The sequence below is a fragment of the Mycolicibacterium pallens genome, assembly GCF_019456675.1.
Taxonomy (GTDB): Bacteria; Actinomycetota; Actinomycetes; order Mycobacteriales; family Mycobacteriaceae; genus Mycobacterium; species Mycobacterium crocinum.
Map to the genome: position 1 here is coordinate 2,647,507 of NZ_CP080333.1, position 25,960 is coordinate 2,673,466.

The 25,960-nt window shown below is 67.7% G+C and carries 24 protein-coding genes and 1 pseudogene; 16 read left to right on the forward strand and 9 right to left on the reverse strand.

The annotated features are described in order from the left end of the window. Window positions 1-14: 14 nt before the first annotated feature. Genes K0O64_RS13070 through ribD form a run of 6 tightly spaced genes read left to right on the forward strand, consistent with a single transcriptional unit; the run spans window position 15 to window position 6,461 of the window. A complete protein-coding gene (locus K0O64_RS13070) occupies window positions 15-1,829 on the forward strand; it encodes a DUF2207 domain-containing protein (protein ID WP_096312840.1) in 1,815 nt (604 codons plus the stop codon). After that, a complete protein-coding gene (locus K0O64_RS13075; RefSeq protein ID WP_096311339.1) occupies window positions 1,823-2,359 on the forward strand; it encodes a LemA family protein in 537 nt (178 codons plus the stop codon). The genes K0O64_RS13070 and K0O64_RS13075 overlap by 7 nt, the downstream gene beginning before the upstream one ends. Before the next feature lie 4 nt (window positions 2,360-2,363). Continuing rightward, window positions 2,364-3,293, forward strand: coding sequence for a methionyl-tRNA formyltransferase (gene fmt, locus K0O64_RS13080; RefSeq protein ID WP_096311340.1), 930 nt, complete (start codon window positions 2,364-2,366; stop codon window positions 3,291-3,293). Next, a complete protein-coding gene (locus K0O64_RS13085; protein WP_225933707.1) occupies window positions 3,290-4,759 on the forward strand; it encodes an RsmB/NOP family class I SAM-dependent RNA methyltransferase in 1,470 nt (489 codons plus the stop codon). The genes fmt and K0O64_RS13085 overlap by 4 nt, the downstream gene beginning before the upstream one ends. Next, window positions 4,759-5,442 (forward strand): ribulose-phosphate 3-epimerase, encoded by a 684-nt coding sequence (gene rpe, locus K0O64_RS13090; protein WP_164520069.1) that lies wholly within the window; start codon window positions 4,759-4,761, stop codon window positions 5,440-5,442. The genes K0O64_RS13085 and rpe overlap by 1 nt, the downstream gene beginning before the upstream one ends. Further along, window positions 5,439-6,461 carry a bifunctional diaminohydroxyphosphoribosylaminopyrimidine deaminase/5-amino-6-(5-phosphoribosylamino)uracil reductase RibD gene (gene ribD, locus K0O64_RS13095; protein WP_096311341.1) on the forward strand — a complete coding sequence of 341 codons (1,023 nt, stop codon included), beginning with the start codon at window positions 5,439-5,441 and terminating at the stop codon, window positions 6,459-6,461. The genes rpe and ribD overlap by 4 nt, the downstream gene beginning before the upstream one ends. Here ribD and K0O64_RS13100 read toward each other — a convergent pair. The 3 genes from K0O64_RS13100 to K0O64_RS13110 are packed head-to-tail and all read right to left on the reverse strand — an operon-like array spanning window position 6,458 to window position 9,091. Next, window positions 6,458-7,447 (reverse strand): ATP-binding cassette domain-containing protein, encoded by a 990-nt coding sequence (locus K0O64_RS13100; RefSeq protein WP_096311342.1) that lies wholly within the window; start codon window positions 7,445-7,447, stop codon window positions 6,458-6,460. The two genes, ribD and K0O64_RS13100, sit on opposite strands and share 4 nt — an antisense overlap. A gap of 1 nt (window position 7,448) precedes the next feature. Beyond that, entirely contained in the window at window positions 7,449-8,498 is a 1,050-nt protein-coding gene (locus K0O64_RS13105; RefSeq protein ID WP_071945270.1) for an ABC transporter permease, read from the reverse strand. Window positions 8,499-8,536: 38 nt separating this feature from the next. Further along, window positions 8,537-9,091, reverse strand: a complete 555-nt coding sequence (locus K0O64_RS13110) for a type 1 glutamine amidotransferase domain-containing protein (protein ID WP_096311343.1) — start codon at window positions 9,089-9,091, stop codon at window positions 8,537-8,539. A 63-nt stretch (window positions 9,092-9,154) separates the two neighbouring features. Between K0O64_RS13110 and lysA the strand changes: the two genes are divergently transcribed. Then, window positions 9,155-10,408, forward strand: a complete 1,254-nt coding sequence (gene lysA, locus K0O64_RS13115) for a diaminopimelate decarboxylase (protein WP_096311344.1) — start codon at window positions 9,155-9,157, stop codon at window positions 10,406-10,408. 1 nt (window position 10,409) lies between these two features. Here lysA and K0O64_RS13120 read toward each other — a convergent pair whose 3' ends face one another. Next, window positions 10,410-11,975, reverse strand: coding sequence for an MFS transporter (locus K0O64_RS13120; RefSeq protein ID WP_071945264.1), 1,566 nt, complete (start codon window positions 11,973-11,975; stop codon window positions 10,410-10,412). Between the two features lie 12 nt (window positions 11,976-11,987). After that, window positions 11,988-12,686 carry an LppX_LprAFG lipoprotein gene (locus K0O64_RS13125; RefSeq protein WP_071945262.1) on the reverse strand — a complete coding sequence of 233 codons (699 nt, stop codon included), beginning with the start codon at window positions 12,684-12,686 and terminating at the stop codon, window positions 11,988-11,990. Between the two features lie 130 nt (window positions 12,687-12,816). On the opposite strand from K0O64_RS13125, the gene K0O64_RS13130 reads away from it, so the two are divergent. Continuing rightward, window positions 12,817-13,416 carry a riboflavin synthase gene (locus K0O64_RS13130; protein WP_096311346.1) on the forward strand — a complete coding sequence of 200 codons (600 nt, stop codon included), beginning with the start codon at window positions 12,817-12,819 and terminating at the stop codon, window positions 13,414-13,416. Window positions 13,417-13,612: 196 nt separating this feature from the next. Here the strand turns inward: K0O64_RS13130 and K0O64_RS13135 are convergent, their stop codons facing one another. Further along, window positions 13,613-14,269, reverse strand: coding sequence for a hypothetical protein (locus K0O64_RS13135; RefSeq protein ID WP_125477432.1), 657 nt, complete (start codon window positions 14,267-14,269; stop codon window positions 13,613-13,615). On the opposite strand from K0O64_RS13135, the gene K0O64_RS13140 reads away from it, so the two are divergent. Beyond that, window positions 14,202-17,024: an Ig-like domain-containing protein gene (locus K0O64_RS13140; protein WP_096311348.1), complete on the forward strand. Its 2,823-nt coding sequence runs from the start codon at window positions 14,202-14,204 to the stop codon at window positions 17,022-17,024. The genes K0O64_RS13135 and K0O64_RS13140 overlap by 68 nt on opposite strands. 47 nt (window positions 17,025-17,071) lie before the next feature. Here the strand turns inward: K0O64_RS13140 and K0O64_RS29900 are convergent. After that, window positions 17,072-17,197: pseudogene (locus K0O64_RS29900) on the reverse strand (hypothetical protein); the annotation flags it as partial. Window positions 17,198-17,591: 394 nt separating this feature from the next. Between K0O64_RS29900 and K0O64_RS13150 the strand changes: the two are divergent. The 3 genes from K0O64_RS13150 to K0O64_RS13160 are packed head-to-tail and all read left to right on the forward strand — an operon-like array spanning window position 17,592 to window position 19,797. Then, a complete protein-coding gene (locus K0O64_RS13150; protein ID WP_071945254.1) occupies window positions 17,592-18,863 on the forward strand; it encodes a bifunctional 3,4-dihydroxy-2-butanone-4-phosphate synthase/GTP cyclohydrolase II in 1,272 nt (423 codons plus the stop codon). Then, window positions 18,863-19,342 carry a 6,7-dimethyl-8-ribityllumazine synthase gene (gene ribH, locus K0O64_RS13155; protein WP_096311350.1) on the forward strand — a complete coding sequence of 160 codons (480 nt, stop codon included), beginning with the start codon at window positions 18,863-18,865 and terminating at the stop codon, window positions 19,340-19,342. Before K0O64_RS13150 ends, ribH begins: the two co-directional genes overlap by 1 nt. Then, the gene (locus K0O64_RS13160) at window positions 19,339-19,797 is read left to right on the forward strand and encodes a PH domain-containing protein (protein ID WP_071945250.1); all 459 of its coding nucleotides are present in this window, start codon (window positions 19,339-19,341) and stop codon (window positions 19,795-19,797) included. Before ribH ends, K0O64_RS13160 begins: the two co-directional genes overlap by 4 nt. Here K0O64_RS13160 and K0O64_RS13165 read toward each other — a convergent pair. Next, window positions 19,784-20,248, reverse strand: a complete 465-nt coding sequence (locus K0O64_RS13165) for a GNAT family N-acetyltransferase (RefSeq protein ID WP_071945248.1) — start codon at window positions 20,246-20,248, stop codon at window positions 19,784-19,786. The genes K0O64_RS13160 and K0O64_RS13165 overlap by 14 nt on opposite strands. A gap of 45 nt (window positions 20,249-20,293) precedes the next feature. Here K0O64_RS13165 and uvrC point away from each other — a divergent pair, with 45 nt between their 5' ends. The 4 genes from uvrC to whiA are packed head-to-tail and all read left to right on the forward strand — an operon-like array spanning window position 20,294 to window position 25,240. Beyond that, complete coding sequence (gene uvrC, locus K0O64_RS13170) at window positions 20,294-22,294, forward strand: excinuclease ABC subunit UvrC (protein ID WP_071945246.1); 2,001 nt, start codon at window positions 20,294-20,296, stop codon at window positions 22,292-22,294. After that, on the forward strand, window positions 22,291-23,208 hold the full coding sequence (gene rapZ, locus K0O64_RS13175; protein WP_071945244.1) for an RNase adapter RapZ: 918 nt from the start codon (window positions 22,291-22,293) through the stop codon (window positions 23,206-23,208). Before uvrC ends, rapZ begins: the two co-directional genes overlap by 4 nt. Next, window positions 23,205-24,266, forward strand: a complete 1,062-nt coding sequence (yvcK, locus tag K0O64_RS13180; RefSeq protein WP_220046421.1) for a uridine diphosphate-N-acetylglucosamine-binding protein YvcK — start codon at window positions 23,205-23,207, stop codon at window positions 24,264-24,266. Before rapZ ends, yvcK begins: the two co-directional genes overlap by 4 nt. Continuing rightward, on the forward strand, window positions 24,263-25,240 hold the full coding sequence (whiA, locus tag K0O64_RS13185) for a DNA-binding protein WhiA (RefSeq protein WP_096312843.1): 978 nt from the start codon (window positions 24,263-24,265) through the stop codon (window positions 25,238-25,240). The genes yvcK and whiA overlap by 4 nt, the downstream gene beginning before the upstream one ends. Before the next feature lie 56 nt (window positions 25,241-25,296). Here the strand turns inward: whiA and K0O64_RS13190 are convergent, their stop codons facing one another. Next, complete coding sequence (locus K0O64_RS13190; RefSeq protein WP_071945238.1) at window positions 25,297-25,959, reverse strand: MOSC domain-containing protein; 663 nt, start codon at window positions 25,957-25,959, stop codon at window positions 25,297-25,299. Between the last annotated feature and the right edge of the window lies 1 nt (window position 25,960).

A 25,960-nucleotide genomic window follows, 5' to 3' on the forward strand; every position in this document is an offset into this window, starting at 1 on the left:
CCGCGGAGGTGAACATGAAGGTGACCGGCCGGGTCATCGGGTTGTCGATCACCTTGTTGCTCATCGTCATCGGGTTGCTGTGGCCGCTGGTCTTCACCGGGAGTTCGCAGGGCGGCCCGGTGTCGGACCCGGTCGTCATCTCCGACTATCACGCCGAGTTCGTCGTCGACGGGAACGGCCGGATGGACGCCACCGAGATCATCACCGGCGAATTTCCCAGCGGGCGCCACGGCATCTTCCGGTACTGGGACGTCGCGAACCTCAACAACACCCACATCCGTCAGCCGCCCCAGATCACCGAGATCCTTCTCGACGACCGCCCGGTGCCCTACACGCTGTCCTGGGAGAGCGGAAAACGCTTCCGGGTGGCCAAGATCGGCGATCCGAACAGCTATCTGGACTACGGCACGCACGTCTACCGGATCCGCTACACCGTCGACGGTGTCCTCGACCCGGGCGGCACCGGGGCAGGCAAGACGTTCGCGTCGACGACCGGCGATCCGTCGTCGCGCTCGGCGTTCTTCTGGAATGTCATCGCTCCGGCCTGGAACAACGTCATCGAGCGGGCCGACATCTCGATCTCGCTGCCCGGCGGAGTGACCGGCGCCCAATGCTCGGTCGGCTACGGCGTCGGTCGCGCCTGCGACAACCTGACCGTCAGCGGTGACCGGGTTCATCTGGCGGCGAGCAATCTGGATCCGCGGACGCCGGTGACGGTGCGCGCCGGCGTCGACGTGCCCACCCCGGCGCGCACCGAGCTGCCGTGGAGCTATAAGTGGGATCCGATCCTGGGCCGGTCGCTACCCGCGATGCTGTGGCTGCTCGGTGCCTCCCTGGCCGCCGGTCTCGGCGCCTACCTGTGGTGGCGGACGACGGTCGAACCCTCACCCGGGTTCCCGCTGCAGTACGCGCCGCCGCCCGGCCTCGGCCCCGTGCAGTGCGAGTACATCCGCACCGAGAAGGTGCCGGCCAACGGCCTGACGGCGACCCTGTTCTACCTCGCAGAGCGCAAGCTCATCACCCTGCACCAGGTCAGCGACAAGAAGTGGACCATCACCGGCAGCGCCCCGTATGACGCCTGGGCCGACATCGATCCGGTCAGCGTGGATGTCGCCGGGGCGCTCAAGGTCATCGGCCCCGACGCCCGGTTCGACGCCAACGGCACCGTGACGGCAGGCAAGAAGCTGTCGCGCGCCAAGGAAGACATGGCCGCCGCGGTCAAGAAGTGGGCGTTCGACGGCCTGATGGAAAAACGCTCCAAGGAGCTGTGGCTGCGGTTCTTCAACGTCATCGCGCTGCTGCTGGCCGCGTGTGGGTTCTTCAACTGGTTGTTCTTCCCGATCACCTTGTGGGGTCTGCCGTTCGCGCTGTTCTTCCTGTTCTCGGCCCGGTCCTGGACCGACGGGGTGGGTAGCCGGCGCACCGCCGCGGGCCGCGAACTGTGGTCGCAGGCCGGCGGTTTCCACCGGATGCTGTCCACCGACTCCGCCGAGGCACGGTTCGATTTCGCCGCCCACAAGGACCTCTACACCGCCTACATCCCGTTCGCGGTGGCCGGCGGAGTGGCCGCGCTGTGGGCACGCAAGTACCAGACCGCGACCGGTCAGGTCGATCCGCAGCCCGAGTGGTATCACTCCTCGTCGGGCACCAGTTGGCATGCCGCGACCAGCGGGGGTGCTAGTTTCGACAGCTTCGAGTCGGCATTGTCGTCGTCGATCGGCGCGTACACCGCTTCGCAGTCCTCATCGTCGTCCAGCAGTGGAGGCGGCGGGTTCAGCAGTGGCGGCGGAGGCGGCGGCGGTGGCGGGGGAGGAGGCGGATCATGGTGAGCTTCGTGCTGATCGTGGTGCTGGTGCTCGCTGTCCTGGTGCTGATCGGATTCGTACTGGGCTACAACAAGGTTCGTGCGGCCGACGTCCGCGTCGACGAGGCGCTCGGCGGCATCGATGTGCAGCTCACCCGGCGGGCGTCCCTCATCCCCAGCCTCGTGCAGACCGTGCAGACGTTCGCCGCCCACGAGAAGGCGATCCTCGACCACGTCGCCGACGCGCAGACGGCGTTGGCGGCTGCGACTGCGGGAAAGTCTGTCGCGCAACGAAGTTCAGCCGAGAAGGAGTTCGACAACGCGGTCGGCCAGGTGCTGGCGCTGGGCCAGACCTATCCGCAGCTGAACTCGTCGAACAACTTCCTGAACCTGCAGCAGAACCTGGCCGATACCGAGGACAAGCTGGCGTTCGCCCGGCAGTACTACAACGACGCGGTGGCGACCGTGAACCGGCTGATCACCACGATTCCGACGATGTTCGTCGCACCGATGGCCGGGGTGTCGCAACGCGAGTTCTACCAGGTGCCAAAGTAGAGGTATGCGAATCGTTTTCGCCGGCACACCCGAACCGGCACTGCCGTCGCTGCAGCGGCTGATCGACTCACCGCGCCACGACGTGATCGCGGTGCTCACCCGTCCGGACGCCGCCGCCGGCCGTCGCGGCAAGCCCGCGCCGTCACCAGTCGCACGGCTGGCCGACGAGGCGGGTATCCCGATCCTGCGCCCGGCGCGGCCGAACTCACCGGAGTTCATCGCCGAGCTGACCGAACTGGCGCCGGAGTGCTGCGCGGTGGTGGCCTACGGCGCGCTGCTGTCCGAGGCGCTACTGGCCGTGCCGGAACACGGGTGGATCAACCTGCATTTCTCGCTGCTGCCGGCCTGGCGGGGTGCCGCGCCGGTGCAGGCCGCGGTTGCCGCCGGCGATTCGGTCACTGGCGCAACGACTTTCCTGATCGAGCCGAGCCTGGATTCCGGGCCGGTGTACGGGGTGGTCACCGAAACGGTCCGCCCAACCGACACGTCCGGTGATCTGCTCGACCGGCTGGCGGAATCGGGTGCGGGTCTGCTGGAGGCGACGCTGGACGGGATCGGTGACGGCACGCTGACGCCGGTGCCGCAGCCTGCCGAGGGGGTCAGCCTGGCACCGAAGATCACCGTCGAGCAGGCGCGGGTGTCCTGGGACCTGCCCGCGCACGTCGTCGACCGCCGGATCCGTGCGGTGACGCCCAATCCCGGCGCCTGGACGATGATCGGCGACCTGCGGGTCAAGGTGGGCCCGGTGACCGTCGACGAGTCGGCCGCACCGCTGGCGCCGGGGCAGATCGCGGTGGACCGGTCGGGTGTGCGGGTCGGGACCGCGTCGCAGCCGGTGCTGCTCGGCCAGGTGCAGCCGCCCGGCAAGAAGCTGATGAACGCCGCCGACTGGGCGCGCGGCGCCCGGCTGGACGAGACGGTACGAGCGTCATGAGTGAGCGTCCGGACAAGCGAAAGCCGCAGAGCGGAAAGAGCTTTCAGAAACGTGACCGGACCGGCGCGCCACCCGGGCGGGACCGCACCCAACAACGTCCGCCGCGCCGACCTCGCCGCACCCCGCTGGACCCGGCCCGTCAGGCCGCGTTCGACGTCTTGCGTGCGGTGTCGGAACGGGACGCCTACGCGAACCTGGTGCTGCCTGCGATGCTGGCCGAGCGTGGCATCCACGGCCGCGATGCGGCGTTCGCCACCGAACTCGCCTACGGCAGCTGCCGCACCCTCGGCCTGCTCGATGCTGTCATCGCCGCCGCGGCCGGACGACCCATCGATCAGATCGATCCGGTGCTGCGGGACCTGTTGCGGCTCGGCAGCTATCAGCTGTTGCGGACCAACGTCGCCGAGCACGCCGCGGTGTCCACCACGGTCGAGCAGGCGGGTATCGAATTCGACAGTGTCCGAGCCGGTTTCGTCAACGGAGTGCTGCGGAAAATCGCCGGCCGTGACGAAGCGTCCTGGGTGGCCGAGCTGGCGCCGCCGAAAGACACCGACCCGGTCGGGCACCTGGCGTTCGTGCACGCCCACCCGCGCTGGATCGCCCAGGCGTTCGCCGATGCGCTCGGCGCCGCCGCCGGTGAACTGGACGCCACCCTGGCCGCCGACGACGCCCGCCCTGGCGTACACCTCGCGGCACGCCCAGGTGTGCTGACCGCCGAAGAACTCGCCGCCGGCGTCGACGGGACCGTCGGGCGCTACTCGCCGTACGCGGTGTATCTCGGCGGCGGCGATCCGGGCCGGCTGTCGGCCGTACGCGAGGGAAAGGCGCTGGTGCAGGACGAGGGCAGCCAGCTGGTGGCCCGCGCGCTGACGCTGGCGCCGCTGGTCGGCGAGGACGGCGGCCGCTGGCTGGACCTGTGTTCGGGGCCGGGCGGCAAGACCGCGCTGATCGCAGCGAACGGCGCGCAGCAGGGCGGCACCGTTACCGCGATCGAACCGGCTCCGCGACGCGCCGAGCTGGTCGAGCAGAACACCCGCGGCCTGCCGGTCGAGGTGCTGCGGGTGGACGGCCGCGAGTCCGCGCTACAGCCGGGCAGCTTCGACCGCGTGCTGGTCGACGCACCCTGCACCGGGCTGGGGGCGCTGCGACGCCGTCCGGAGGCCCGCTGGCGGCGCACCCCGGCTGACGTGCCGGTGCTGGCCAAACTGCAGCGCGAACTGCTGGCCGCCGCGATCGCTCTGGTCCGTCCCGGCGGGGTGGTGCTCTACGCCACCTGCTCGCCTCATCTGGCCGAGACCGTCGGGGTGGTGTCCGATGCGCTGCGCCGCCATCGCGTCACCGCGCTGGACACCCGGCCGCTGTTCGCCCCGGCCGAGCAGCTCGGCGACGGGCCGCACGTGCAGCTGTGGCCGCACCGGCACGGCACCGACGCCATGTTCGCGGCCGCTCTGCAGAAGACTGTTTAATGGCTGCCATGAAACCGCTGATCGCCCCGTCGATCCTGTCCGCCGACTTCGCCCGCCTGGCCGAGGAGGCCGCCGCGGTCGAGGGCGCCGACTGGCTGCACGTCGACGTGATGGACGGCCATTTTGTGCCCAACCTCACCCTGGGTCTGCCGGTGGTGGAAAGTCTGCTCAAGGCGACCGACATCCCGATGGACTGCCATCTGATGATCGACGACCCGGACCGCTGGGCGCCCGGCTACGCCGAGGCCGGCGCGTACAACGTGACTTTCCACGCCGAGGCGACCGAGAACCCGGTCGCAGTGGCGCGCGACATCCGCGCCGCCGGCGCCAAGGCGGGGTTGTCGGTCAAGCCCGGCACCCCGCTCGAGCCCTACCTCGACATCCTGCGCGATTTCGACACCCTGCTGGTGATGTCGGTCGAGCCGGGCTTCGGCGGGCAGAGGTTCATCGCCGAGGTGTTGTCGAAGGTCGCGACGGCACGGCGGCTGGTCGACTCGGGCGAGCTGACGATCCTGGTGGAGATCGACGGCGGCATCAATGCCGACACGATCGAGCAGGCCGCCGAAGCCGGGGTGGACTGCTTCGTCGCGGGCTCGGCGGTCTACGGCGCCGGTGACCCGGCCGCCGCGGTCGAGGCGCTGCGCCGGCAGGCCGCCACCGCATCGCAGCATCTGCGGATATGACGGCACCCACGCCGGCGGAGGTGGAGGCCGCAATGCGGCTGGCCATCGATCAGTCGCAGCGGGTCAAGGGTTCGACGTATCCGAATCCGCCTGTGGGAGCGGTCGTTCTGAGTGCCGAGGGCGAGGTCGTCGGTGTCGGCGGCACCCAGCCGGCCGGTGGTCCGCACGCCGAGGTGGTGGCGCTTCGTGAGGCGGGGGAGCGCGCCGTCGGTGGCACGGCGGTGGTCACCCTCGAGCCGTGCAACCACCACGGCCGCACCCCGCCCTGCGTCGATGCCCTGATCGAGGCTCGGGTGGCCGCTGTGGTCTACGCCGTCGCCGATCCCAATCCGGTTGCCACTGGTGGCTCAGATCGATTGCGCCAGAACGGGATCTCGGTGTCCGACGGTGTCTGCGCGGAGGAGGTGGCAGGCGGCCCGCTGCGGGAATGGTTGCACAAGCAGCGCACCGGACGCCCGCACGTCACATGGAAGTTCGCCACCAGTGTCGACGGCCGCAGCGCCGCTGCCGACGGCTCCTCGCAGTGGATCACCAGTGACGCCGCCCGCGCCGATCTGCATGTGCGCCGCGCGGCGTGTGATGCGATCGTGGTCGGCACCGGCACGGTGGACATCGACGACCCGACGCTGACCGCCCGGCTGCCCGGCGGCGGGCTGGCCGACCGTCAGCCGCTGCGGGTCGTCGTCGGCAAGCGGGAGATCTCTCCGGAAGCCAATGTGCTCAACGATGATTCGCACACGATGGTGATCCGCACCCATGACCCGCACGAGGTGATCCAGGCGCTGTCCGACCGCACCGACGTGCTGCTCGAGGGTGGCCCGACGCTGGCGGGTGCGTTCCTGCGGGCCGGCGTGATCAACCGGATTTTGGCCTACGTCGGGCCGATCCTGCTTGGCGGCCCGGTCACCGCCGTCGACGACGTCGGTGTGCCCAGCATCGCGCGGGCGCTGCGGTGGCGCTACGACGGTGTGGACCGGATCGGGCCGGATCTGCTGCTGAGTCTGGTGCCGGGGAACTAATCTTCCAGCTCTTTGTGCTCGACGATCTCCCGAGATCCGGTGGCGCCCAGCTTTTCCCGGAACGCCTGCACCGTGTAGCCGACCACCGTCGCGTCTGTTCTCGCCCGGACTGTCGCCGAGCGGGGCAGCCCGAACACCGGTCCCATCTCCCCGAAATAGTCGCCCGGACCGGCGACCTTCAGCAGTTCCTCACCGCCGCTTGACAATTCGCGCACGATCTCGACTTCACCGCTGGACACAACGTAGATGCAGTCACCGAGGGTGCCCTGCTCGAAGAGCACCTGTCCGGACTTGAGTTCCACGTTCTCCGGCTCGTGCTCGGTGTAGGGCAGGTGGGGCATCAGCTCCACCACCCGGTCGGCCATCGGCAGCATCCGGGTGTCGTGCGTTGCGACCACCACTACCCGATCACCGGAGGCGAGTTCACGGATCAGACCCAGCACCTCCTCCACCTGGATGTAGTCCAGATGGGCGGTGGGTTCGTCGGCCAGCACGAGCGGGGGGTCCAGCGCGATCGCCCGCGCAACCGCCACCCTCTGCTGCTGACCGCCGCTGAGATCACCGGGCCGGTGCCGCATCCGGTCGGCCAGTCCCACCCGGGTGAGTAGCTCCTCGGCCCGCTGCCGCGCCTCGTTGCGCGGCACCTTGGCCGCCCGCAGTGGCACCATCACGTTCTCCAGTGCGGTCAGGCTGGCGACGAGATTGAACGCCTGGAACACGATGCCGACAGTGTTGCGGCGGTACACCGACAGTTCGCGCTCGTCGAGTTTGGTCAGGTCGACGTCACCGAACTCGATGCGGCCGGCCGACGGGCTCAGGATCCCGCCGAGGCACGACAGCAGCGTGGTTTTCCCACACCCGCTGGGACCGAGCAGGATTGCCAGCGAACCGGCGCTGACGTCCAGGCTCAGCCCGTCGATCGGGCGCACCGCGTACTCGCCGCGGGAGTACTCCACGACGAGGTCTTTGATCCGCAGGTCTGCCACGTCAGGGCCCTCCGAACGCCAGCGCCGGGTCGACGGTCACCGCGCGGCGCAGGCCCGCCACACTGGCCAGCAGACCGATCACCACGGCCAGGATCGGCAGGGCTACGAACGCCGCCGTCGGGATGTCCACCCGCATCGGGAACAGCGGGCCGAGGACCACCGACAGCACACCGCCGAGTAGCGCGGCCAGTACCGCGACGATCACCGCCTGCACGGCGAGGCCGCCGAGGATCGAACGTGCCGGTACTCCGACGGCCTTGAAAACCGCGAAGTCTCTGGTGCGTTCGATGGCCGACACGTAGATCATCGACCCGACGATCAGCGCGGCGACCACCCACAGCAGCCCGGCCATCAGCGTCATCGCCTGACGTGCACCCTTGAGTGCACGAGACAGATCCTCGACCGCGCCGGCGCGATCAACGGTGCGGAAGCCGCTCGGTATTGACGCGGGCGTTCCGTTCATTCCGATCGAGGACAGCAGCTGTTGGCCGGAGAACAACAGCTGTTGGGCGCCCTCCACGGTGAGAAAGATGTTGGGCTGGCCGGCCAGTGCTGTCGAGTCATCGACGATGCCGACGACTTCCATTGTCTTGGAACCGATTTCAACGCGAGCTCCCACTGGTCGGTTCATCGTGCTCGAGACCGCCATCTCGTAGGGCAGGGTCGGCACCCGGCCGGACGCCATCGGCGGCATTCCCGGGCCGCGCGGCAACGCGCCGAACACGTTGACATTGCGGGCCGATCCGCCGTCGGGCATGGTAGCGCTGCCATAGACCAGCGGCACCACGGCGGTGAGGCCCCGGATCTTCGCGACCTGCTGCAGCTGAGCGGCCGGGAACGGTGACGACCCCAGGAACGGCCCTGGCGCACCGGTTTTCACCAGATAGCTGCCGAACCCAAGCGCGTCGACCGTACGGGTGGCCTCGACCCGAAAACCGTTGGCCAGTCCGGTGAGAACCAGTGTCATCGCGAACACCAAACCGGTGCCGACGATCGCGATCACGAAACGTCGCTTGCGCCACTGTAAATCTCGCAAGGCAGCGATCAGCATGTCGAACCCCGCATGGATGCGACGTTACCGACGAAGGGCTATCCAGCGAAAGCTTCCACCAATTTTCCGCAGAAAGCCGGCAGATCGTCGGGCTTGCGGCTGGAGATCAGAGTGTTCGGGCCACCGGTGCACACCACGACTTCTTCGTCGACCCAGTCGGCGCCGGCGTTGCGCAGGTCGGTCTGCAGGCTCGGCCAGGACGTGATCCGGCGTCCCTCGACGACGTCGGCCTCGACCAGCGTCCACGGTCCGTGACAGATGACGGCCACTGGCTTGCCTGCGTCGAAGAAGCTCTTGGCCAGTTCGACCGCGGCCGGCTTGGTGCGCAGGTAATCAGGGTTGGCGACACCGCCGGGCAGCACCAGTCCGTCGTAGTCGGACACCGACACCGCGTCGGCGGCCTTGTCGGCCTCGAAAGTATCGGCGGGAGTGAGGTGGTTGAATGCCTGGATCTTGCCGACCTCGGTGGACACCAGTTCCGGGGTGCCGCCGGCCTGTTCGACGGCCTCCCACGGCTTGGTCAGCTCGACCTGTTCGGTGCCTTCGGGGGCAACCAGGAATGCGATCTTCTTGCCGGAAAGTTCGTTGCTCATGATCGGTCGGGTACCCGCCGACTCGTGGGTCGATACCCTCGCCGATGAAGCAAGATTATTCAGATGAGCGATCCCGACGTGCTGGGCCTGTTCCCGGCCGGCTCCCGGATAGACGGTGGCGTGCTGAGCGTCGGCGGCTGCCGGCTGGATGAACTCGCCGCCGAATTCGGTACCCCGGTCATGGTGGTCGCCGATGATGCTGTGCGGCAGCGGGCCAGGGAGTACCTGAGCGCCTTCCGCGATCGGTGGGCTCGAAGTGACGTGGCGTTCGCGTCGAAAGCGTTTCCCTGCACCGCAATCCAGCGCCTCGCCGCCGAGGAAGGGCTGCTGCTCGACGTCGCAGGCGGGGGAGAGATCGTCACTGCACTGGCCGCCGGAGCCGACCCGGCGCGGATGCTGTTGCACGGCAATGCGAAGACCGACGAGGAAATCGAGATGGCCGTCGGCAGTGGTGTCGGTCTGATCGTCGTCGACAACTTCGACGACATCGATCGACTGGAACGCATCGTCGAGCCTGGCCGTCGGCAGGCGTGCCTGGTGCGCGTGGTGCCGGGAATCGAGGCCGACACCCATGCCGCCGTCGCCACCGGGCACGCCGGCTCGAAATTCGGTCTGCTGCCCGCGGACGCGCGAGTGGCGATCGAGAGGATCCGCCGCAGCAAGGTGCTGCGCTGCGATGGTGTCCACACCCACGTCGGCTCGCAGCTGCTCGATGCCGAGCAGCTGGCCGCCGCCGTGGAGCCCGTCGCCGAACTCGGGAGCTTCGACGTCTACGACTTCGGCGGCGGACTCGGCGTGCGCTACACCTACGCCGATCGGCCGCCGCCGGTGGACGTCTACGCGCAGACGATGATCGAGAAGGCCCGCAGCCTCATCCCCGCTGAGGCCCGCATCATCGTCGAACCCGGCCGCTCGATGACCGCCGCTGCGGCGTGCACGGTCTACCGCGTCACCACCGTCAAACACGGGGTGGTCACCCACGTCGCGGTCGACGGCGGCATGGGTGACAACCTCGAAGTGTCGCTGTACGGCCAGCGATTCGAGGCCACGCTCGTCGACCGGGTGGGCGGCGGCGCCGACGTCACTGTGGTCGGCAGACACTGCGAATCCGGCGACCAGCTGATCGACGTTGTGCCCCTTGATGATCCGGCCGTCGGCGACCTGCTGGCCGTTCCCGTCACCGGGGCGTACTGCTACACGATGTCCAACCAGTACAACGGGGCGCGCCGGATTCCAGTGGTCTTCGCCGCGGACGGCAACGCCAGACTCGTTGTGCGCCGCGACACCTGGGCCGACCTGGTGGCCCGCGACGTGTGAGTCAGTGCGACGCGGTCAGCGACGGTGCGTCGTCGGTCTCGTCGAGGTGTGCTTGCTTGCCGCCGATGAAGAGGGCCAGTGCGGCGCCGACCAGGCACACGATCACGGTGACGAAGAAGATCGAGCCGTACTGCATGGCGAATGCGGTGCGGTAGCGCTCGGCTTCGCCAGCGATCTTGGCGGCCAGGCTGTTGCCGCCCGGGCTGGGCAGCGTGGCGAGGATCTGGTTGAACCGGTACAGGCCCCAGGCGCTCAGCGCCGCGACGCCGATCAGCATGCCGGTCATGCGGGCCACCACGACGAGCGAGGAGGCGATGCCGTGCTGAGCCGCCGGCACCACCCGCAACGCGGCGGAGGTGAGCGGACCGATCACCAGGCCCAGCCCGAAGCCGGCCAGCGCCAGGTCGGAGTCGATGACAGGCAGCGACACGAAACCGAAATCGTGGCGGGCGCTCGCCACATTGGTACCCCAGTGCGAGATCAGCAGGTACGCACCGGCTGAGATCAGCATGCCGACTACCGCGACGATCCGGTCGCCGACCCGGGTGGCGATCCAGCCGCCGATGAGCGCACCGACCGGCAGCGCGATCAGGAAGTGCAGCAGCAGGAACGCCGCCTGCGTCTGGTCCTTGCCCAGCACGCCCTGGCCGAACAGTTCGACGTTGACCAGCGTGACCATCAGCGCCGCACCCGCGCACAGCGAGGTGCCCAGCGAGGCCAGGAACGGCACGAACCGGACGCCCGCCGGTTCGATCAGCCGGGTGCGGGCGAACCGCTCCCAGACGAAGAATGCGATGGCCGCGACGACTGCGCCGATCACCAGGATCAGGCCGTGCGGCGGGAGCAGCGTCTTGCCGTCCGGGTTCGGGTTGTACAACCCGATCACGGCCAAGCCCAACGCGATCGCCAGCAGGATGCCGCCGATCAGGTCGACCTTCTCGGGGTTCTCGCTGCGGTCATGGGACGGCAGGCTGAAGTGGATCGCCACCATCGCGATCAGCGTCAGCGGCACGTTGATCCAGAACACGTCCTGCCACTTGCCCAGCAGTAGCACCACGCCGATGCCGTACAGCGGTCCCAGCACGCTGCCCAGTTCCTGGGCAGCGCCGATACCGCCGAGCACCGCGGCGCGGCTGCGGGCCGCCCAGAGATCGGCGGCCAGCGCCAGCGTGACGGGCAGCAGGGCGCCTGCGGCGACGCCCTGGATGAGCCGGCCGACCACCAGCATGGTCAGGTCCGTCGACATCGCTGTCACGACCGAGCCCACCGCGAAGGTGACCAGCGACAGCTGCAGCATCAGCTTGCGTCCGAACCGGTCGGACAGCCGGCCCAGCAGCGGCATGGCCGCGATGTAGCCCAGCATGTACCACGTGATGATCGGCGTGACCTGCTGCAGCTTGTTCACCGGGATGCCGACGGTCGACATGATGTCGACCATGATCGTGACGACGACATAGGTGTCGAGCGCCCCGAGCAGCACGGCCAGGCTGCCCGCGCTGATCACGATCCGGCGGCTGCGGCCGGAGGCTTGCGCCCGGTGGGCGCCAGTGTCCAGAGACTCAGCCATCGCCTGCGCCCGTCAGACGGCGGGCTTGGTGACGGTGACCGGCTTATCCCACTCCGACAACGTGATCTGGATGCTGCTGCCATTGCCGGTGTCGGCCTTGGCCTGCACCAGTTGATGCGGGTCGGCCTTCTGGATCCACACGGTGGCGGGCAGCGGGCTGGTCGCCTTGAGCGGGATCAGCTTGTTCATCGCGTCGGCGCTGACCTTGCCGGTGATGCGGACGGTGTCCACGCCGTTGATGGTCTCACTGGCCTCCGACTTGGCATCGGAGATGCTGGCGAGCCAGTTGGCCAGGCCATTGTCGGGGTTGAGGACCACCGAGGGGTCGTAGATGTCCTTGGCGGGGCCCATGTCGAGCCAGTTGTTGGGTGTCAGGGCGGCGTAGAGGGTGCCGTCGAGGACGACCAGCTGGATGTCGACATCCGAGCCGCCCATCGAGATCGTCGAGTTTCCGGACACCGCGGTCGCGGGGACGTTGGTCAGATCGCCGGTGAGCTTCTTGACGGGTAGGCCTTCGATCTTGCCGCCGACAGTGATGTCGAGGTGGGCGCTCTTGAGGCCCTTGGTGACCTGAATGGACTGCTGCAGCAGTCCGGTCGCATCCGGTAGCGGCTCGGAGGGCTTCGACGAGGACGAGCAGCCCGCCACAAACAGCGCTGCTGTTGCGAAGAGGGCGGCAAGGACGGCAAACATTCGGCGGCACGTCGGCATAGGTGCATCGTAGAGGGTCGGGGTGACCACGCCGCGGCTACCAGGCTGGTGAGCACCGATGGGATGGGGCTTGACCTGCGGTTTCAGTAGGGGAGGGCGAGTGTCGTCACGCCAGGGCTAGATTGGGCGCGTGTTCACCGGAATCGTCGAGGAACTGGGTGAGATCGTCGGAAAGGATGACTTGGCCGACTCCGCCAGATTCGTCATCCGCGGGCCCGTCGTCACCGCCGATGCCCGCCACGGCGACTCGATCGCCGTCAACGGTGTCTGCCTGACTGTCGTCGAGGTGCTGCCCGGCGGTCAGTTCAGTGCCGACGTGATGGCCGAGACGCTCAACCGGTCCAGCCTGGCCGCGGTCGACGTCGGCAGTGCGGTGAACCTCGAGCGCGCGGCGGCGGTCAACAGCCGCCTCGGCGGCCATATCGTGCAGGGCCACGTCGACGGAACCGGTCATGTGGTGTCCCGCACGCCGTCCGAGCATTGGGAGATCGTGCGGATCGCCCTGCCAACGGAGCTGTCGCGCTACGTGGTGGAGAAAGGCTCGATCACCGTCGACGGCATCTCGCTGACGGTGTCCGGCCTCGGTGACGACTGGTTCGAGGTGTCGCTGATCCCGACCACCCTGTCTCTGACCACGCTGGGCCGCGCACCGGTCGGCACGCCGGTGAATCTCGAAGTCGATGTCATCGCCAAATACGTGGAGCGACTGCTCGGCGACCGCCAGCTCTGACCTGCGGCGTGAAGCCTGATCAATTGATTAGTAGGTTAATTTGCTGAATATGTAGTGGCTGGGCGGTCGCTCAGCACCACTCGAGGATGTCAACTCGCGCAGGTCGCGTCGAATGAGCTGGTAGCAGCGTTTTCCGAAAACTTGACCAATGCAAGCTTTGGAAAATTTTCTAAGTAATGTTACGTTGCGGTAGCGCCTAAGTGGCGTGCGTCTCTCGCGCCGCGGCGCCGTGAGTCTCGTCACAATTCGGATGAGCGGGAGAGTTGGTGAGTTCCAAGAAGCGCGGGGGTCGCCACCGGAAGAAGGCTGCTCGCCACCGAAAGCCCTCCGTGCACATTGGGAGGCAAGCAGCTCGCAACGGGATCTTGGCGGCTGCGGTTGGCGTGGGCCTGACGGTTGCCGCCGGGCAAGGGGTGGCGTCGGCCTCCGCGGACGCGGGCTCGTCGGACTCCGCGCCGAAGGCGACCTCGACCAATGACTCCGGCACGTCCTCGAAACCCACTCGTGGAAGTTCTACGGCTGGGTCCGCGCGGAAGCAACCTGCCAGCAAGCAGTCGACTAAAGCTCCCCGCACCTCACCTGCCGCGAGTGGATCGGGTTCGAGCGCAACCACCACTTCGGGTGCGGGTGTCACCACGTCGACGCCGTCCGTCACCGTGGCGAGCTCGTCGGATGCCGCTGAGTCAACGACGTCGCCAAGCGACGGCACGACCGCGACCGCGACCGCGACCGAAGATACTGTGAACCCGCCTTTCACCGACACCGCGAGCCCCGCCACGCCAACTGTGGCTGTCACCACGACGCCGATCACCACCACGCCGAAGATCGCCAAGGCGACCACCGCCGCTGTCAAGGCCGCTCCCACCGCCGCCGCGACGGCCGCTGCGGATCCGAGCCAGGACCCGGTTTACCTGAGCGTCGTGGCGAGGGCGCTGGCGCGACTCGTTGGCTGGCCTGGTCCGCCGGCTCACTTCGTCGACATCACCAATCATCCAATCGATCAGAGTCTCGACGCGCTCACAACTCAACTCGACCAACTGATCGCGACTGCGCCCGTCGGTGGTCCGGTGCGGTGGATTCGGGATTCCCTCAATTTCGCGGCTATCTTCTTCACCTCGTCGATCCCGGGTTATACCTTCGCGACCACCCTCAATGCGATCGGCGACTTCTTGAATCGCGTTGTGCCGCCCTTCAAGATCGCCGACGGCGCGGGTGCTCTGGGTGTGATCACGCCGTACAAGATCATGGGTGCAGCCGTAGCCGGGACTGCGACGGTTTTGACCGACATGCTCAATGGCGTTTATGACATGGAACAGATCGCCATCGACGTCATCTACTCGACCACCGGCGCGACCGTCACCCGGGCTGACCTGCACGACGCCACCAGTCTCGAACTCAAAGTCGCGGCGTCGGTTGCCCTCGGTGGTGGCGTGTACAGCAGCCCCGCAGAGGCGTTCGACATCGTATTGCCGACTTGGACTGCGGCCCAAGTCAATCCGTTCACGCTCGTGACCTATGTCGCCCTGGTCGGGATCTACAAGCGGTTCCAGGAGATGGCCGCCCTACAGACGTATACTCGCACTACCACGTATGAGAGTTGGCTTTACACAATTGGTTTGACCCCCGAGACCGCCTCGCAGTACGCGGCAGGCTCGTTCCACGCGGTCGATCAGGACGGCAACTCGGTGAGCTTCCAGCCCGCCGACGGCAACACCTACACCTCAGCATGGGGAGCCCTGGTCACCATCAACACCTACGACGGCGGATATACCTACACGAACACGCTTCCCGGTGCTGCGTTCTTTGCGGCGGGGGCGGCCGGCCAATACGACACCGTCAGCATTCCGGTGACGTCTGCGGACGGTGCTCCCTACACACTCACCTTCCAGGTCAAAATTTTGACCGTTGCCAACACCCCGTTGCCGGGCACTTCTTTCACCACGAGCACTACATACAATTCCGGTTACCCGAGCAAGGTTCTGGGCTCCGCCTACGCCTATGGCACGTTCCACGCGGTCGATCAGAACGGTAACGCGGCGAGCTTCTCGCCGGCAGCCGGTAACACGTACACGTCGGCGTGGGGCGCCCTGGTCACTATCAACAGTGCTGGCGGCGGATTCTCCTACACTCAAACACTTCCCGGCGCCGACTACTTCCATGCGGGAACGTCGAGCAACCCCTACGACACGGTTGATGTAACCGTGAAGGGGGCTGACGGTCAGAATTACCTTGTCACCGTCAAGGTTCAGATTCCCGGCGGGACGAACAGTGCCCCCTCGTGGACGCCGACATTCGGCGCTGCCTCCGGCCTCGGCATCCGGCGCAGCACCGTCGCTGCCAGCGACAGCGATGGCGATCCGTTGACCTACTCGCTGGTCAATCCCGGCACGACGGGAGCGACGACCAGCTCGATCTACACCACCAACGGTTCTATCGTGCAACTCAATACGTCGACCGGCGCGATCACCTACATCCCGAAGGAGGGAGTCGCCTCCGACTCGTTCCAGGTGCAGGTCGCTGACGACCACGGTGGAGTAACACCGGTGACGGTGACGGTGAACAACACCGTCACCCGCACGCTGACCTACAGCTCCCCGAACCCGTCCTCGGGTGTGATCGAGGGCGGCCTTAGCATTCCGACCGGCGACACCGGCCTGCTGAAATACTCCTTGGGCACCCAGCCTACCCACGGCAGCGTGACGGTGAACGAGGATGGCACCTACACCTACACGCGCACCAGCGTCGGGGCCGATAGCTTCACCATCATCGGTACCGACGGCAATAACAAGTCGACGCTAATAAAGACGGCGGCAATTCCGGCGGGGCCGGTCCTCACCCTCACCAAGGATCCGTTCGACGTCGCCAAGTACGTGTCGGGCGTCGATACCAGCAGCGGTGCCACGGGAACGTTCAACCTGAACACCACGACGTGGAAGCAGACGACCACGGGGCAGCTCAGCGCGACGGTCGCCAGCGGGCTCACGGTTGTCTGGCCCAGCTCCGCCACCACGGCCAACGGTGGCCAGGTGCAGATCAATTCCGACGGAACGTTCACCTACACGATCACCAAGGACCAGGCCTACTTCCACGCCCGCGCCAAGCTCGGGGTGGGAAATACCTTCGTGTCCAACGGAACCACCTACCAGACGCAGGACTACTTCTACTACGCGGTCTACGACAGCCTCGGCGGCCAGTCCAACGTCATGACGGTCTACCTGCCAGTTGCCGGCTACAACAGCGCACCGACGATCGGCGGCGCGCAGACCAACACTGGCTGGACCAAAGTCCTGGGGATCAACGCACCTGTAGTCACGGGCATCAACATCGGAGACGCGGAAGGCGACCTGCAGATCGGGTATCAATCTCTGGGGCAATGCGGTGGCACCGTCTCGGGGCCCTGTTACACCAGGACCGCGGGAAGTTTCATCTGGGGCGCCAATGGAAGTGGCAGTAGTTGGAGCTCAAGCAGCGGTCCGACATCCGTCACGCTGGCCTTCTACGACGGTTATTACAAGGTCACCAACGGCTGGGTGACGTCGAACCCTCAAAACACATGGGTGCTCTATAACGCGAACGGCGGCGGCAACAGCGGCACCGGCTCCTACTAATGCAGTTCGAAAGCTGCCTACGAAAGCTAGCGGGGCAAAGAAGATGACTACAACCCCGCCAACTGCCGCAGCCTCGCATGGGCGACCAGAAAGTAGATGATCTGCCCGGTGCCGTCGACGATGGCGGCGATCATCGGCGCGGACACGACCGCGGCGTCGACCCGGTCCTTCTTAAACCAGGATCCGCGGCAGGTCGCAGCCGCACCTGACCGGTCCCCATGGCGCGCCCGAGCATTGAGCCCAGCGGGGAATCCAACCGAGCCGCGCGCTCCTGCGTGCAGCCGTTGCCGGCTGTGCGATTTCATCCGCGACTCGCCGCCCCGTCTGGGACGGATGAGACCGCACAGTCAACTCATCGAGGCTCTCGAGTCGGCTCAGTTCATCGGTCGTTCACCCCGCTGGCCAATCCTGTCACGTACGTCACACCATGGCCTTGGCCTGCGCAGACCGGTCTCTCTGACGGCCGCCAGCCGAGTGAGCGGACCGCTCAACAGGACGGGCAATAACCACGCGCCACAGGTGGTTCATACTGTCTAGTAGCACAACAGCGGAAGTGAGCAGGCAACGATGACGAGGCTGGACACCGTCGAGCGGGCGGTCGCCGATATCGCGGCGGGCAAGGCCGTCGTCGTCATCGATGACGAAGACCGTGAAAACGAGGGCGACCTGATCTTCGCCGCCGAGAAGGCGACGCCGGAGCTGGTGGCGTTCATGGTCCGCTACACCTCGGGCTACCTGTGTGTGCCGCTGTCCGGCGAGATCTGCGACAAGCTCGGCCTGCTGCCCATGTACGCGGTCAACCAGGACAAGCACGGCACCGCCTACACCGTCACCGTCGACGCCAAAATCGGTGTGGGAACCGGTATTTCGGCTGCCGATCGGGCGACGACCATGCGGTTGCTGGCCGATCCCGGCAGCGTCGCGGAGGATTTCACCAAGCCCGGCCACGTTGTGCCGTTGCGCGCCAAGGACGGCGGCGTACTGCGCCGTCCCGGCCACACCGAGGCTGCCGTCGACCTGGCCCGCCTGGCCGGCCTGGAGCCGGCGGGCGCGATCTGCGAGATCGTCAGCCAGAAGGACGACGGCTCGATGGCCCAGACCGACGAGCTGCGAATCTTCGCCGACGAGCACGACCTCGCCCTGATCTCGATCGCCGACCTCATCGAGTGGCGCCGCAAGCACGAGAAGCACATCGAGCGCATCGCCGAGGCCCGGATCCCAACCCGGCACGGCGAGTTCCGGGCGGTCGGTTACTCGAGCATCTATGAAGAGGTCGAGCACGTCGCCCTGGTGAAGGGCGATATCGCCGGGCCGGAGAACGACGGCCACGACGTGCTGGTCCGGGTGCACTCCGAGTGCCTGACCGGCGACGTGTTCGGCTCGCGGCGCTGCGACTGCGGTCCGCAGCTCGACGCCGCGCTGGCGATGGTGGCCCGCGAGGGCCGCGGCATCGTGCTCTACATGCGCGGCCATGAAGGCCGCGGCATCGGCCTGATGCACAAGCTGCAGGCCTACCAGCTGCAGGACGCCGGCGCCGACACCGTCGACGCCAACCTCGAGCTCGGGCTGCCCGCCGACGCGCGTGACTACGGCATCGGCGCGCAGATCCTCGTCGATCTCGGGGTGCGTTCGATGCGGCTGCTGACCAACAACCCGGCCAAGCGCGTCGGGCTGGACGGCTACGGGCTGCACATCATCGAGCGGGTGCCGCTGCCGGTGCGCGCCAACGCCGAGAACATTCGCTACCTGATGACCAAGCGCGACCGGATGGGTCACGACCTCACCGGACTCGACGATTACGACGAGGTCGTGCCCGGCGACCTGGGCGGGGCCCTGTAGTGAGCAGAGGCGCCGGCCTCCCCGAATTTCCGGAGATGGACGCCTCGGATGTGTCGCTGGCCATCGTCGCGAGCACCTGGCACTCGAAGATCTGCAACGCGCTGCTCGACGGTGCCCGCCGGGTGGCCGAGGACTCCGGACAACCGAACCCGACCGTCGTCCGGGTGCTCGGAGCCATCGAAATCCCGGTTGTCGCACAGGAACTCGCGCGCACCCATGACGCCGTCGTCGCGCTCGGCGTCGTGATCCGCGGCCAGACACCACATTTCGACTATGTCTGCGACGCGGTCACCCAGGGCCTGACCCGGGTCTCGCTGGACGCGTCCACTCCGGTCGCCAACGGAGTGCTGACCGTCAATACCGAGGAACAGGCGCTCGACCGCGCCGGCCTGCCCGACTCCGCCGAGGACAAGGGCGCACAGGCCGCCGCTGCCGCGCTGTCCACCGCGCTGACGCTGCGCCACCTGCGCGGGGCATGAGCACCAGCGACTGGGATGTCGTGGTGCGGCCTCGCGTGACGCCGTACGTCGCCTACGGCGCCGCGTTTGTCGTCGCGGCCTCCGGGATCGTGGTGGGTTTCCTGCTGAAGATCCGCTACACCGGGGCGACCCTGCAGACCGCCGACCAGGTGGCGATGGGTGGGCTCGGGGTGATCCTAGCTGCCGCGATCCTGCTGCTGGCCACCCCGCGGCTGCGCATCGGGCCCGCCGGGCTCGGGGTGCGCAACATTCTTCTGGAGCGGGTGATTCCGTGGACGGACGTCGTCGGGGTGTCGTTCCCGCCGGGCGCTCGGTGGGCCCGAGTCGACCTGGCCGACTACGAGTACGCCGCGGTGTTGGCCATTCAGTCGGTCGACGGCGAGCGGGCGGTGCGATCGATGGACACGCTGCGCGCGCAACTCGCCAAGTACCGGCCCGACCTCACGGGATCGTGAGTCGCATCACCACTTCGGATTTGGCGCCGCCGGTGGGCACCTCGGTGAAGCCCAGGCTCTCGTAGACCGCGCGGGCCGCCGCGTTGTCGGGGGCCATCCGAAGAGTCGCGGTGCGCACCCCGCGTCGGCGTGCCCAGTCCACGGCCGCCGACACCAGCGAGCGGGCCAGCCCGCGCCCGCGGGCCTCCGGCTCGAGCCACAGCGAGTACACGTAGGCCGCTTCCGCGCTCTCCTGATAGGCGGCCACCATGCCGACGGGCCGGTCGCCCAGCACGGCCACGAACTGCGCGTGGTCACGCAGCCGGCGGCGCCAGTCGGTCGGGGTGAAGCGGGCCTCGACGAGGTACTGCCTGTCGTCGGTGCCGAAGGTGTCGGTGAGTGCACGCAGCCGAAGCTCGGCGAACTGTTCCCAGTCCGACTCGGTGAGGCGGGTGATGCGCGCTGCTGGCACGCTGTCGACGGTAGTGCCTGTCGGAGCCCCGACTAATCTGGAAACGTGCCCGATCCGTCGACGTACCGCCCGGCGCCCGGGTCCATTCCGGTGGAACCGGGGGTTTACCGATTCCGGGATCCGCATGGCCGGGTGATCTACGTGGGCAAGGCCAAAAGCCTGCGCCCCCGGCTGACGTCGTACTTCCAGGACATCTCCGCGCTGCATCCACGCACCCGTCAGATGGTGACCACCGCCGCCAAGGTCGAGTGGACGGTGGTCAACACCGAGGTCGAAGCGCTGCAGCTGGAATACAACTGGATCAAGGAGTTCGACCCGCGGTTCAACGTCCGGTACCGCGACGACAAGTCCTACCCGGTGTTGGCCGTCACCCTCAACGAGGAGTATCCGCGGCTGTCGGTCTACCGTGGGCCGCGCCGCAAGGGGGTCCGCTACTTCGGCCCGTACTCGCACGCCTGGGCCATCCGCGAGACCCTCGACCTGCTGACCCGGGTGTTCCCGGCCCGCACCTGCTCGGCCGGAGTGTTCAAGCGGCACAGCCAGATCGAGCGACCGTGCCTGCTGGGCTACATCGACAAGTGTTCGGCGCCATGCGTGGGACGGGTCAGCGCCGAGGAGCACCGCAAGATCGTGCTGGACTTCTGTGACTTCCTGTCCGGAAAGACCGACCGTTTCGCCCGCGAGCTCGAGCTCGAGATGAACGCGGCGTCCAACGAGCTGAACTTCGAGCGGGCCGCAAGGCTGCGCGACGATATCGCCGCGATCAAGCGGGCGCTGGAGAAGCAGGCCGTGGTGCTCGGCGACGGCACCGACGCCGACGTCGTCGCGTTCGCCGACGACGACCTGGAGGCCGCTGTGCAGGTCTTCCACGTCCGTGGTGGCCGGGTTCGCGGCCAGCGCGGCTGGGTGGTCGAAAAGCCCAGCGGGCCAGGTGAATCCGCTGAGGCGCAGCTGGTCGAGCAGTTCCTCACCCAGTTCTACGGTGACCAGGCCGAATTGGGCGGTGCCGCAGACGAATCCACCAATCCGGTACCGCGCGAGGTGCTGGTGCCCTGCCTGCCGCCCAACGCCGAGGAACTGGCCGACTGGCTGTCCGGACTGCGCGGCTCGCGGGTGGCGCTGCGCGTTCCGCGACGCGGCGACAAGAAGGCCCTGGCCGAGACGGTGCACCGCAACGCCAAGGAGGCGCTGCAGCAGCACAAGCTCAAGCGCGCCGGCGACTTCACCGCCAGATCGGCTGCGCTGCAGAACATTCAGGAGTCGCTGGGACTGGCCGACGCGCCGCTGCGCATCGAGTGCGTCGACATCAGCCACGTCCAGGGCACCGATGTGGTGGCCTCGCTGGTGGTGTTCGAGGACGGTCTGCCGCGTAAGTCCGACTACCGGCACTTCGCGATCCGCGAAGCCGCCGGCCAAGGTCGCTCCGACGACGTTGCCTCGATTGCCGAGGTGACGCGACGGCGCTTCGCCCGCCACGTCCACGAGCAGCAGCAGCCCATCGAGGAGTTCTCCGCCGAGGGCAAGTCCCGCAAGTTCGCCTATCCGCCGAACCTCTACGTCGTCGACGGCGGTGCTCCTCAGGTGAACGCCGCGCAGGCGGTGCTCGACGACCTCGGCGTCGCCGACGTCGCCGTCATCGGTCTGGCCAAGCGGCTCGAGGAGGTGTGGGTACCCGCGGAACCTGACCCGCTGATCCTGCCGAGGAACAGCGAGGGCCTCTATCTGCTGCAGCGGGTCCGTGACGAAGCGCACCGCTTCGCGATCACCTACCACCGCAGCAAGCGCTCGAAGCGGATGACGGCCTCGGCGCTGGACTCGGTGCCGGGGCTCGGCGAGATCCGGCGCAAGGCGTTGGTGACCCACTTCGGATCGCTGGCGCGATTGCGCCAGGCCAGTGTCGACGAGATCACCGCGGTGCCCGGGATCGGCACCGCGACGGCAGCCGCCGTGCTGGAAGCGCTAGGCGTGACGGTGGATTCGTCGGTATCGCCTGCGCAGGACGAGCCGGTCGGCGAGGATCAGTCTGCTGAACAGGCGACGCGATGACAGATCACAGCACAGGTGAGGACATGCGCCCCGGCCAGACCGGCGAGGAATCGGGTATCGACGTGGTGTTGGTGACGGGCCTGTCGGGAGCCGGCCGGGGCACCGCGGCCAAGGTGCTCGAAGACCTGGGCTGGTACGTCGCCGACAATCTGCCGCCCGAACTCATCGCCCGAATGGTGGACTTCGGTTTGACCGCCGGGTCGCGGATCACTCAGCTGGCCGTCGTCATGGACGTCCGGTCTCGGGGGTTCACCGGCGACCTGGACTGGGTACGCAACGAGCTGGCGACCCGCGGCATCCATTCGCGGGTGCTGTTCATGGAGGCTTCCGACGACATCCTGGTCCGCCGCTACGAGAACAACCGGCGCAGTCATCCGCTGCAGGGCAACCAGACCCTGGCCGAAGGCATTGCCGCCGAGCGGGCGATGCTGGCCTCGGTTCGGGCGTCGGCGGATCTGGTCATCGACACCTCGACCCTGTCGGTGCACGGTCTGCGCGACAGTATCGAACGTGCCTTCGCCGGCGAGACCGTCGCGCAGACGTCCGTGACGGTCGAGTCGTTCGGGTTCAAGTACGGCTTGCCGATGGATTCCGACATGGTGATGGACGTCCGCTTCCTGCCGAACCCGCACTGGGTCGACGAACTGCGGCCGCACACCGGGCAGCATTCGGCGGTTCGGGATTACGTCCTTGGTCAACCCGGTGCCGCGGAGTTCCTGCAGACCTACCATCAGCTGCTGAGACTCGTCGTCGACGGCTATCGCAAGGAGGGGAAGCGCTATATGACCGTGGCCATCGGCTGCACCGGGGGTAAGCACCGCAGTGTCGCCATGGCCGAAGCGCTCGCCGGCCTGCTGGATGGCAACGAGCACTTGACCGTCCGGGTCCTGCACCGCGATCTGGGTCGCGAATGACTCGTATCGTCGCCCTCGGCGGTGGCCATGGTTTGTACGCGACGCTGTCCGCGGCCCGCCGGCTCACCCACGACGTCACCGCGGTGGTCACCGTCGCCGACGATGGCGGGTCCTCCGGCCGGCTGCGCAGCGAGCTCGACATCATTCCGCCGGGTGATCTGCGAATGGCGTTGGCGGCCTTGGCATCCGACAGTCCGCACGGCAGGTTGTGGGCGACCATCATCCAGCATCGGTTCGGCGGCAGTGGCGCGCTGGCCGGGCATCCCATCGGCAACCTGATGCTGGCCGGCCTCAACGAGCTGCTGGCCGATCCGGTGGCCGCGCTCGACGAGCTGGGCCGGGTTCTCGGCGTCAAGGGCAGGGTGCTGCCGATGTGCCCGATCGCGCTGCAGATCGAAGCCGACGTGGCCGGTCTGGAAGGCGATCCGCGGATGAGCCGGGTGATCCGCGGGCAGGTGGCGGTCGCGACGACGCCGGGCAAGGTCCGCCGGGTGCGCCTGTTGCCGGGTGATCCGCCGGCCACCCGCCAGGCGATCGACGCGATCATGACCGCTGATCTGGTGGTGCTCGGACCGGGCTCGTGGTTCACCAGTGTGATCCCGCATGTGCTGGTGCCGGAGTTGGCGGCGGCGCTGAAGGCCACCGCGGCGCGGCGGGCCCTGGTGCTCAACCTGGCCGCCGAGCCGGGGGAGACCGCGGGCTTCTCCGCCGAGCGGCATCTGCACGTTCTGGCTCAGCACGCACCGGGCTTCTCGGTGCATGAGATCGTCGTCGACGCGACCCGGGTCCCGTCTGACCGGGAACGTGACCAACTGCGGCGTACCGCAAGCCTGCTGGAAGCTTCAGTTCAGTTTACCGACGTGTCCAGACCTGGTACACCTTTACATGACCCGGCCAAGCTGGCTGCAGCGCTTGACGGTGTGCGCACCCGGACAACGGTCACCGCGCCGCCTTCCCCTTCCTCTGCTGCGTCCGTGCAGGCCGGAGGAGGGCGACAGGGGGACGGGGTGCAGGGACCGACAGCCAATGGACCGAGAGGTGACGACCCGTGGCGATGACTGCCGAGGTGAAGGACGAACTCAGCCGGCTGGTCGTCAATTCCGTGAGTGCTCGCCGAGCCGAGGTGGCCTCGCTGCTGCGCTTCGCCGGCGGCCTGCACATCGTGTCGGGCCGGGTCGTGGTCGAAGCCGAGGTGGACCTGGGCATCATCGCCCGGCGCCTGCGCAAGGACATCTACGACCTCTACGGGTACAACGCGGTGGTGCATGTGCTGTCGGCCAGTGGCATCCGCAAGAGCACCCGCTATCTGGTCCGGGTCGCAAAGGACGGTGAGGCGCTGGCGCGCCAGACGGGCCTGCTGGACATGCGCGGCCGGCCGGTGCGCGGGTTGCCCGCGCAGGTGGTCGGCGGCAGCGTCGGCGACGCCGAGGCGGCGTGGCGGGGTGCGTTCCTCGCGCACGGTTCGCTGACCGAGCCCGGACGGTCGTCGGCACTCGAAGTCAGTTGTCCCGGACCGGAAGCCGCGCTGGCGTTGGTCGGCGCTGCCCGGCGGCTCGGGGTGAGCGCGAAGGCGCGTGAGGTGCGCGGTACCGACCGGGTGGTGGTGCGCGACGGCGAGGCCATCGGTGCGCTGCTGACCCGGATGGGCGCCCAGGACACCCGGCTCACGTGGGAGGAACGGCGGATGCGCCGCGAGGTGCGCGCCACCGCCAACCGGCTGGCCAACTTCGACGATGCGAACCTGCGGCGCTCCGCCCGCGCCGCGGTCGCCGCCGCCGCCCGCGTCGAACGCGCGCTGGAGATCCTGGCCGACACCGTGCCCGATCACCTGGCCGCCGCAGGCAAGCTTCGGGTCGAGCACCGTCAGGCGTCGTTGGAGGAACTGGGCCGGCTGGCCGATCCGCCGATGACCAAAGATGCTGTGGCCGGCCGTATTCGGCGCCTACTGTCGATGGCGGACCGCAAGGCCAAGCAGGACGGCATCCCCGATACCGAGTCGGCCGTCACGCCGGATCTGCTGGAAGACGCCTAGCCCCGATTGTCTCGCTCCTCCTCCGCCTCGTTCCTCGGCGGCATCGGTCGACTCGACTACGCCGTCTTCTTCGCGATGTAGGCCTTGAGTTCGGCCGACAGCGCGTCGGCGGGCAACAGCTGGGGGAGCAGGCTGGGGTCCGACATCCGGGCGCGGTAGACCAAGCCGATCGTCACGTCGTGATCCGGCTTGTCCTCGATGACGATGCTGTCGCCGGCACGCACTTCGCCCGGCGTGATCACCCGCAGATACGCGCCGGGCTTGCCGGCTTCGGTGAACGTCTTGATCCACCCCCGGATGTCCAGAAACGACGAGAACGTGCGGCACGGTGTGCGCGGTGCGGAGACTTCGAGCAGCAGACCGTCGGTGCCCACCCGCCAGCGTTCGCCGATGAGTGCTCCGGTGACGTCGACGCCGGAAGTGGTGAGGTTCTCGCCGAACATCCCCTCGGACAGCGGACGGTCGAGTCGGGCCGCCCACTCGTCGAGGTCCTCGCGGGCATAGGCGTAGACGGCTTGGTCGTCACCACCGTGGAGCTTCTGGTTACCGATCGTGTCGCCGACCAGACCGCTGCCCAGACCACTGCGCATCGGACCGGGCGCACGCACCATCACCGCTTCGCGGGTGGGCCGCTTGTCGATGCCGGTCGGTCGTGGCGCTTTCGCGTCCGGATTCGTCCGAGCGTGCGCCGACAGATTCACCGACAGAACGCTTGCCATC

What these genes read in the sequence shown, in the direction of transcription:
- K0O64_RS13070 (WP_096312840.1), top strand. Translation starts at nt 15, where the DNA reads ATGAAGGTGACCGGCCGGGTCATCGGGTTGTCGATCACCTTGTTGCTC.
- K0O64_RS13075 (WP_096311339.1), top strand. Translation starts at nt 1,823, where the DNA reads ATGGTGAGCTTCGTGCTGATCGTGGTGCTGGTGCTCGCTGTCCTGGTG.
- fmt (WP_096311340.1), top strand. Translation starts at nt 2,364, where the DNA reads ATGCGAATCGTTTTCGCCGGCACACCCGAACCGGCACTGCCGTCGCTG.
- K0O64_RS13085 (WP_225933707.1), top strand. Translation starts at nt 3,290, where the DNA reads ATGAGTGAGCGTCCGGACAAGCGAAAGCCGCAGAGCGGAAAGAGCTTT.
- rpe (WP_164520069.1), top strand. Translation starts at nt 4,759, where the DNA reads ATGGCTGCCATGAAACCGCTGATCGCCCCGTCGATCCTGTCCGCCGAC.
- ribD (WP_096311341.1), top strand. Translation starts at nt 5,439, where the DNA reads ATGACGGCACCCACGCCGGCGGAGGTGGAGGCCGCAATGCGGCTGGCC.
- K0O64_RS13105 (WP_071945270.1), bottom strand. Translation starts at nt 8,498, where the DNA reads ATGCTGATCGCTGCCTTGCGAGATTTACAGTGGCGCAAGCGACGTTTC.
- K0O64_RS13110 (WP_096311343.1), bottom strand. Translation starts at nt 9,091, where the DNA reads ATGAGCAACGAACTTTCCGGCAAGAAGATCGCATTCCTGGTTGCCCCC.
- lysA (WP_096311344.1), top strand. Translation starts at nt 9,155, where the DNA reads ATGAGCGATCCCGACGTGCTGGGCCTGTTCCCGGCCGGCTCCCGGATA.
- K0O64_RS13120 (WP_071945264.1), bottom strand. Translation starts at nt 11,975, where the DNA reads ATGGCTGAGTCTCTGGACACTGGCGCCCACCGGGCGCAAGCCTCCGGC.
- K0O64_RS13125 (WP_071945262.1), bottom strand. Translation starts at nt 12,686, where the DNA reads ATGCCGACGTGCCGCCGAATGTTTGCCGTCCTTGCCGCCCTCTTCGCA.
- K0O64_RS13150 (WP_071945254.1), top strand. Translation starts at nt 17,592, where the DNA reads ATGACGAGGCTGGACACCGTCGAGCGGGCGGTCGCCGATATCGCGGCG.
- K0O64_RS13160 (WP_071945250.1), top strand. Translation starts at nt 19,339, where the DNA reads ATGAGCACCAGCGACTGGGATGTCGTGGTGCGGCCTCGCGTGACGCCG.
- rapZ (WP_071945244.1), top strand. Translation starts at nt 22,291, where the DNA reads ATGACAGATCACAGCACAGGTGAGGACATGCGCCCCGGCCAGACCGGC.
- yvcK (WP_220046421.1), top strand. Translation starts at nt 23,205, where the DNA reads ATGACTCGTATCGTCGCCCTCGGCGGTGGCCATGGTTTGTACGCGACG.
- whiA (WP_096312843.1), top strand. Translation starts at nt 24,263, where the DNA reads ATGACTGCCGAGGTGAAGGACGAACTCAGCCGGCTGGTCGTCAATTCC.
- K0O64_RS13190 (WP_071945238.1), bottom strand. Translation starts at nt 25,959, where the DNA reads ATGGCAAGCGTTCTGTCGGTGAATCTGTCGGCGCACGCTCGGACGAAT.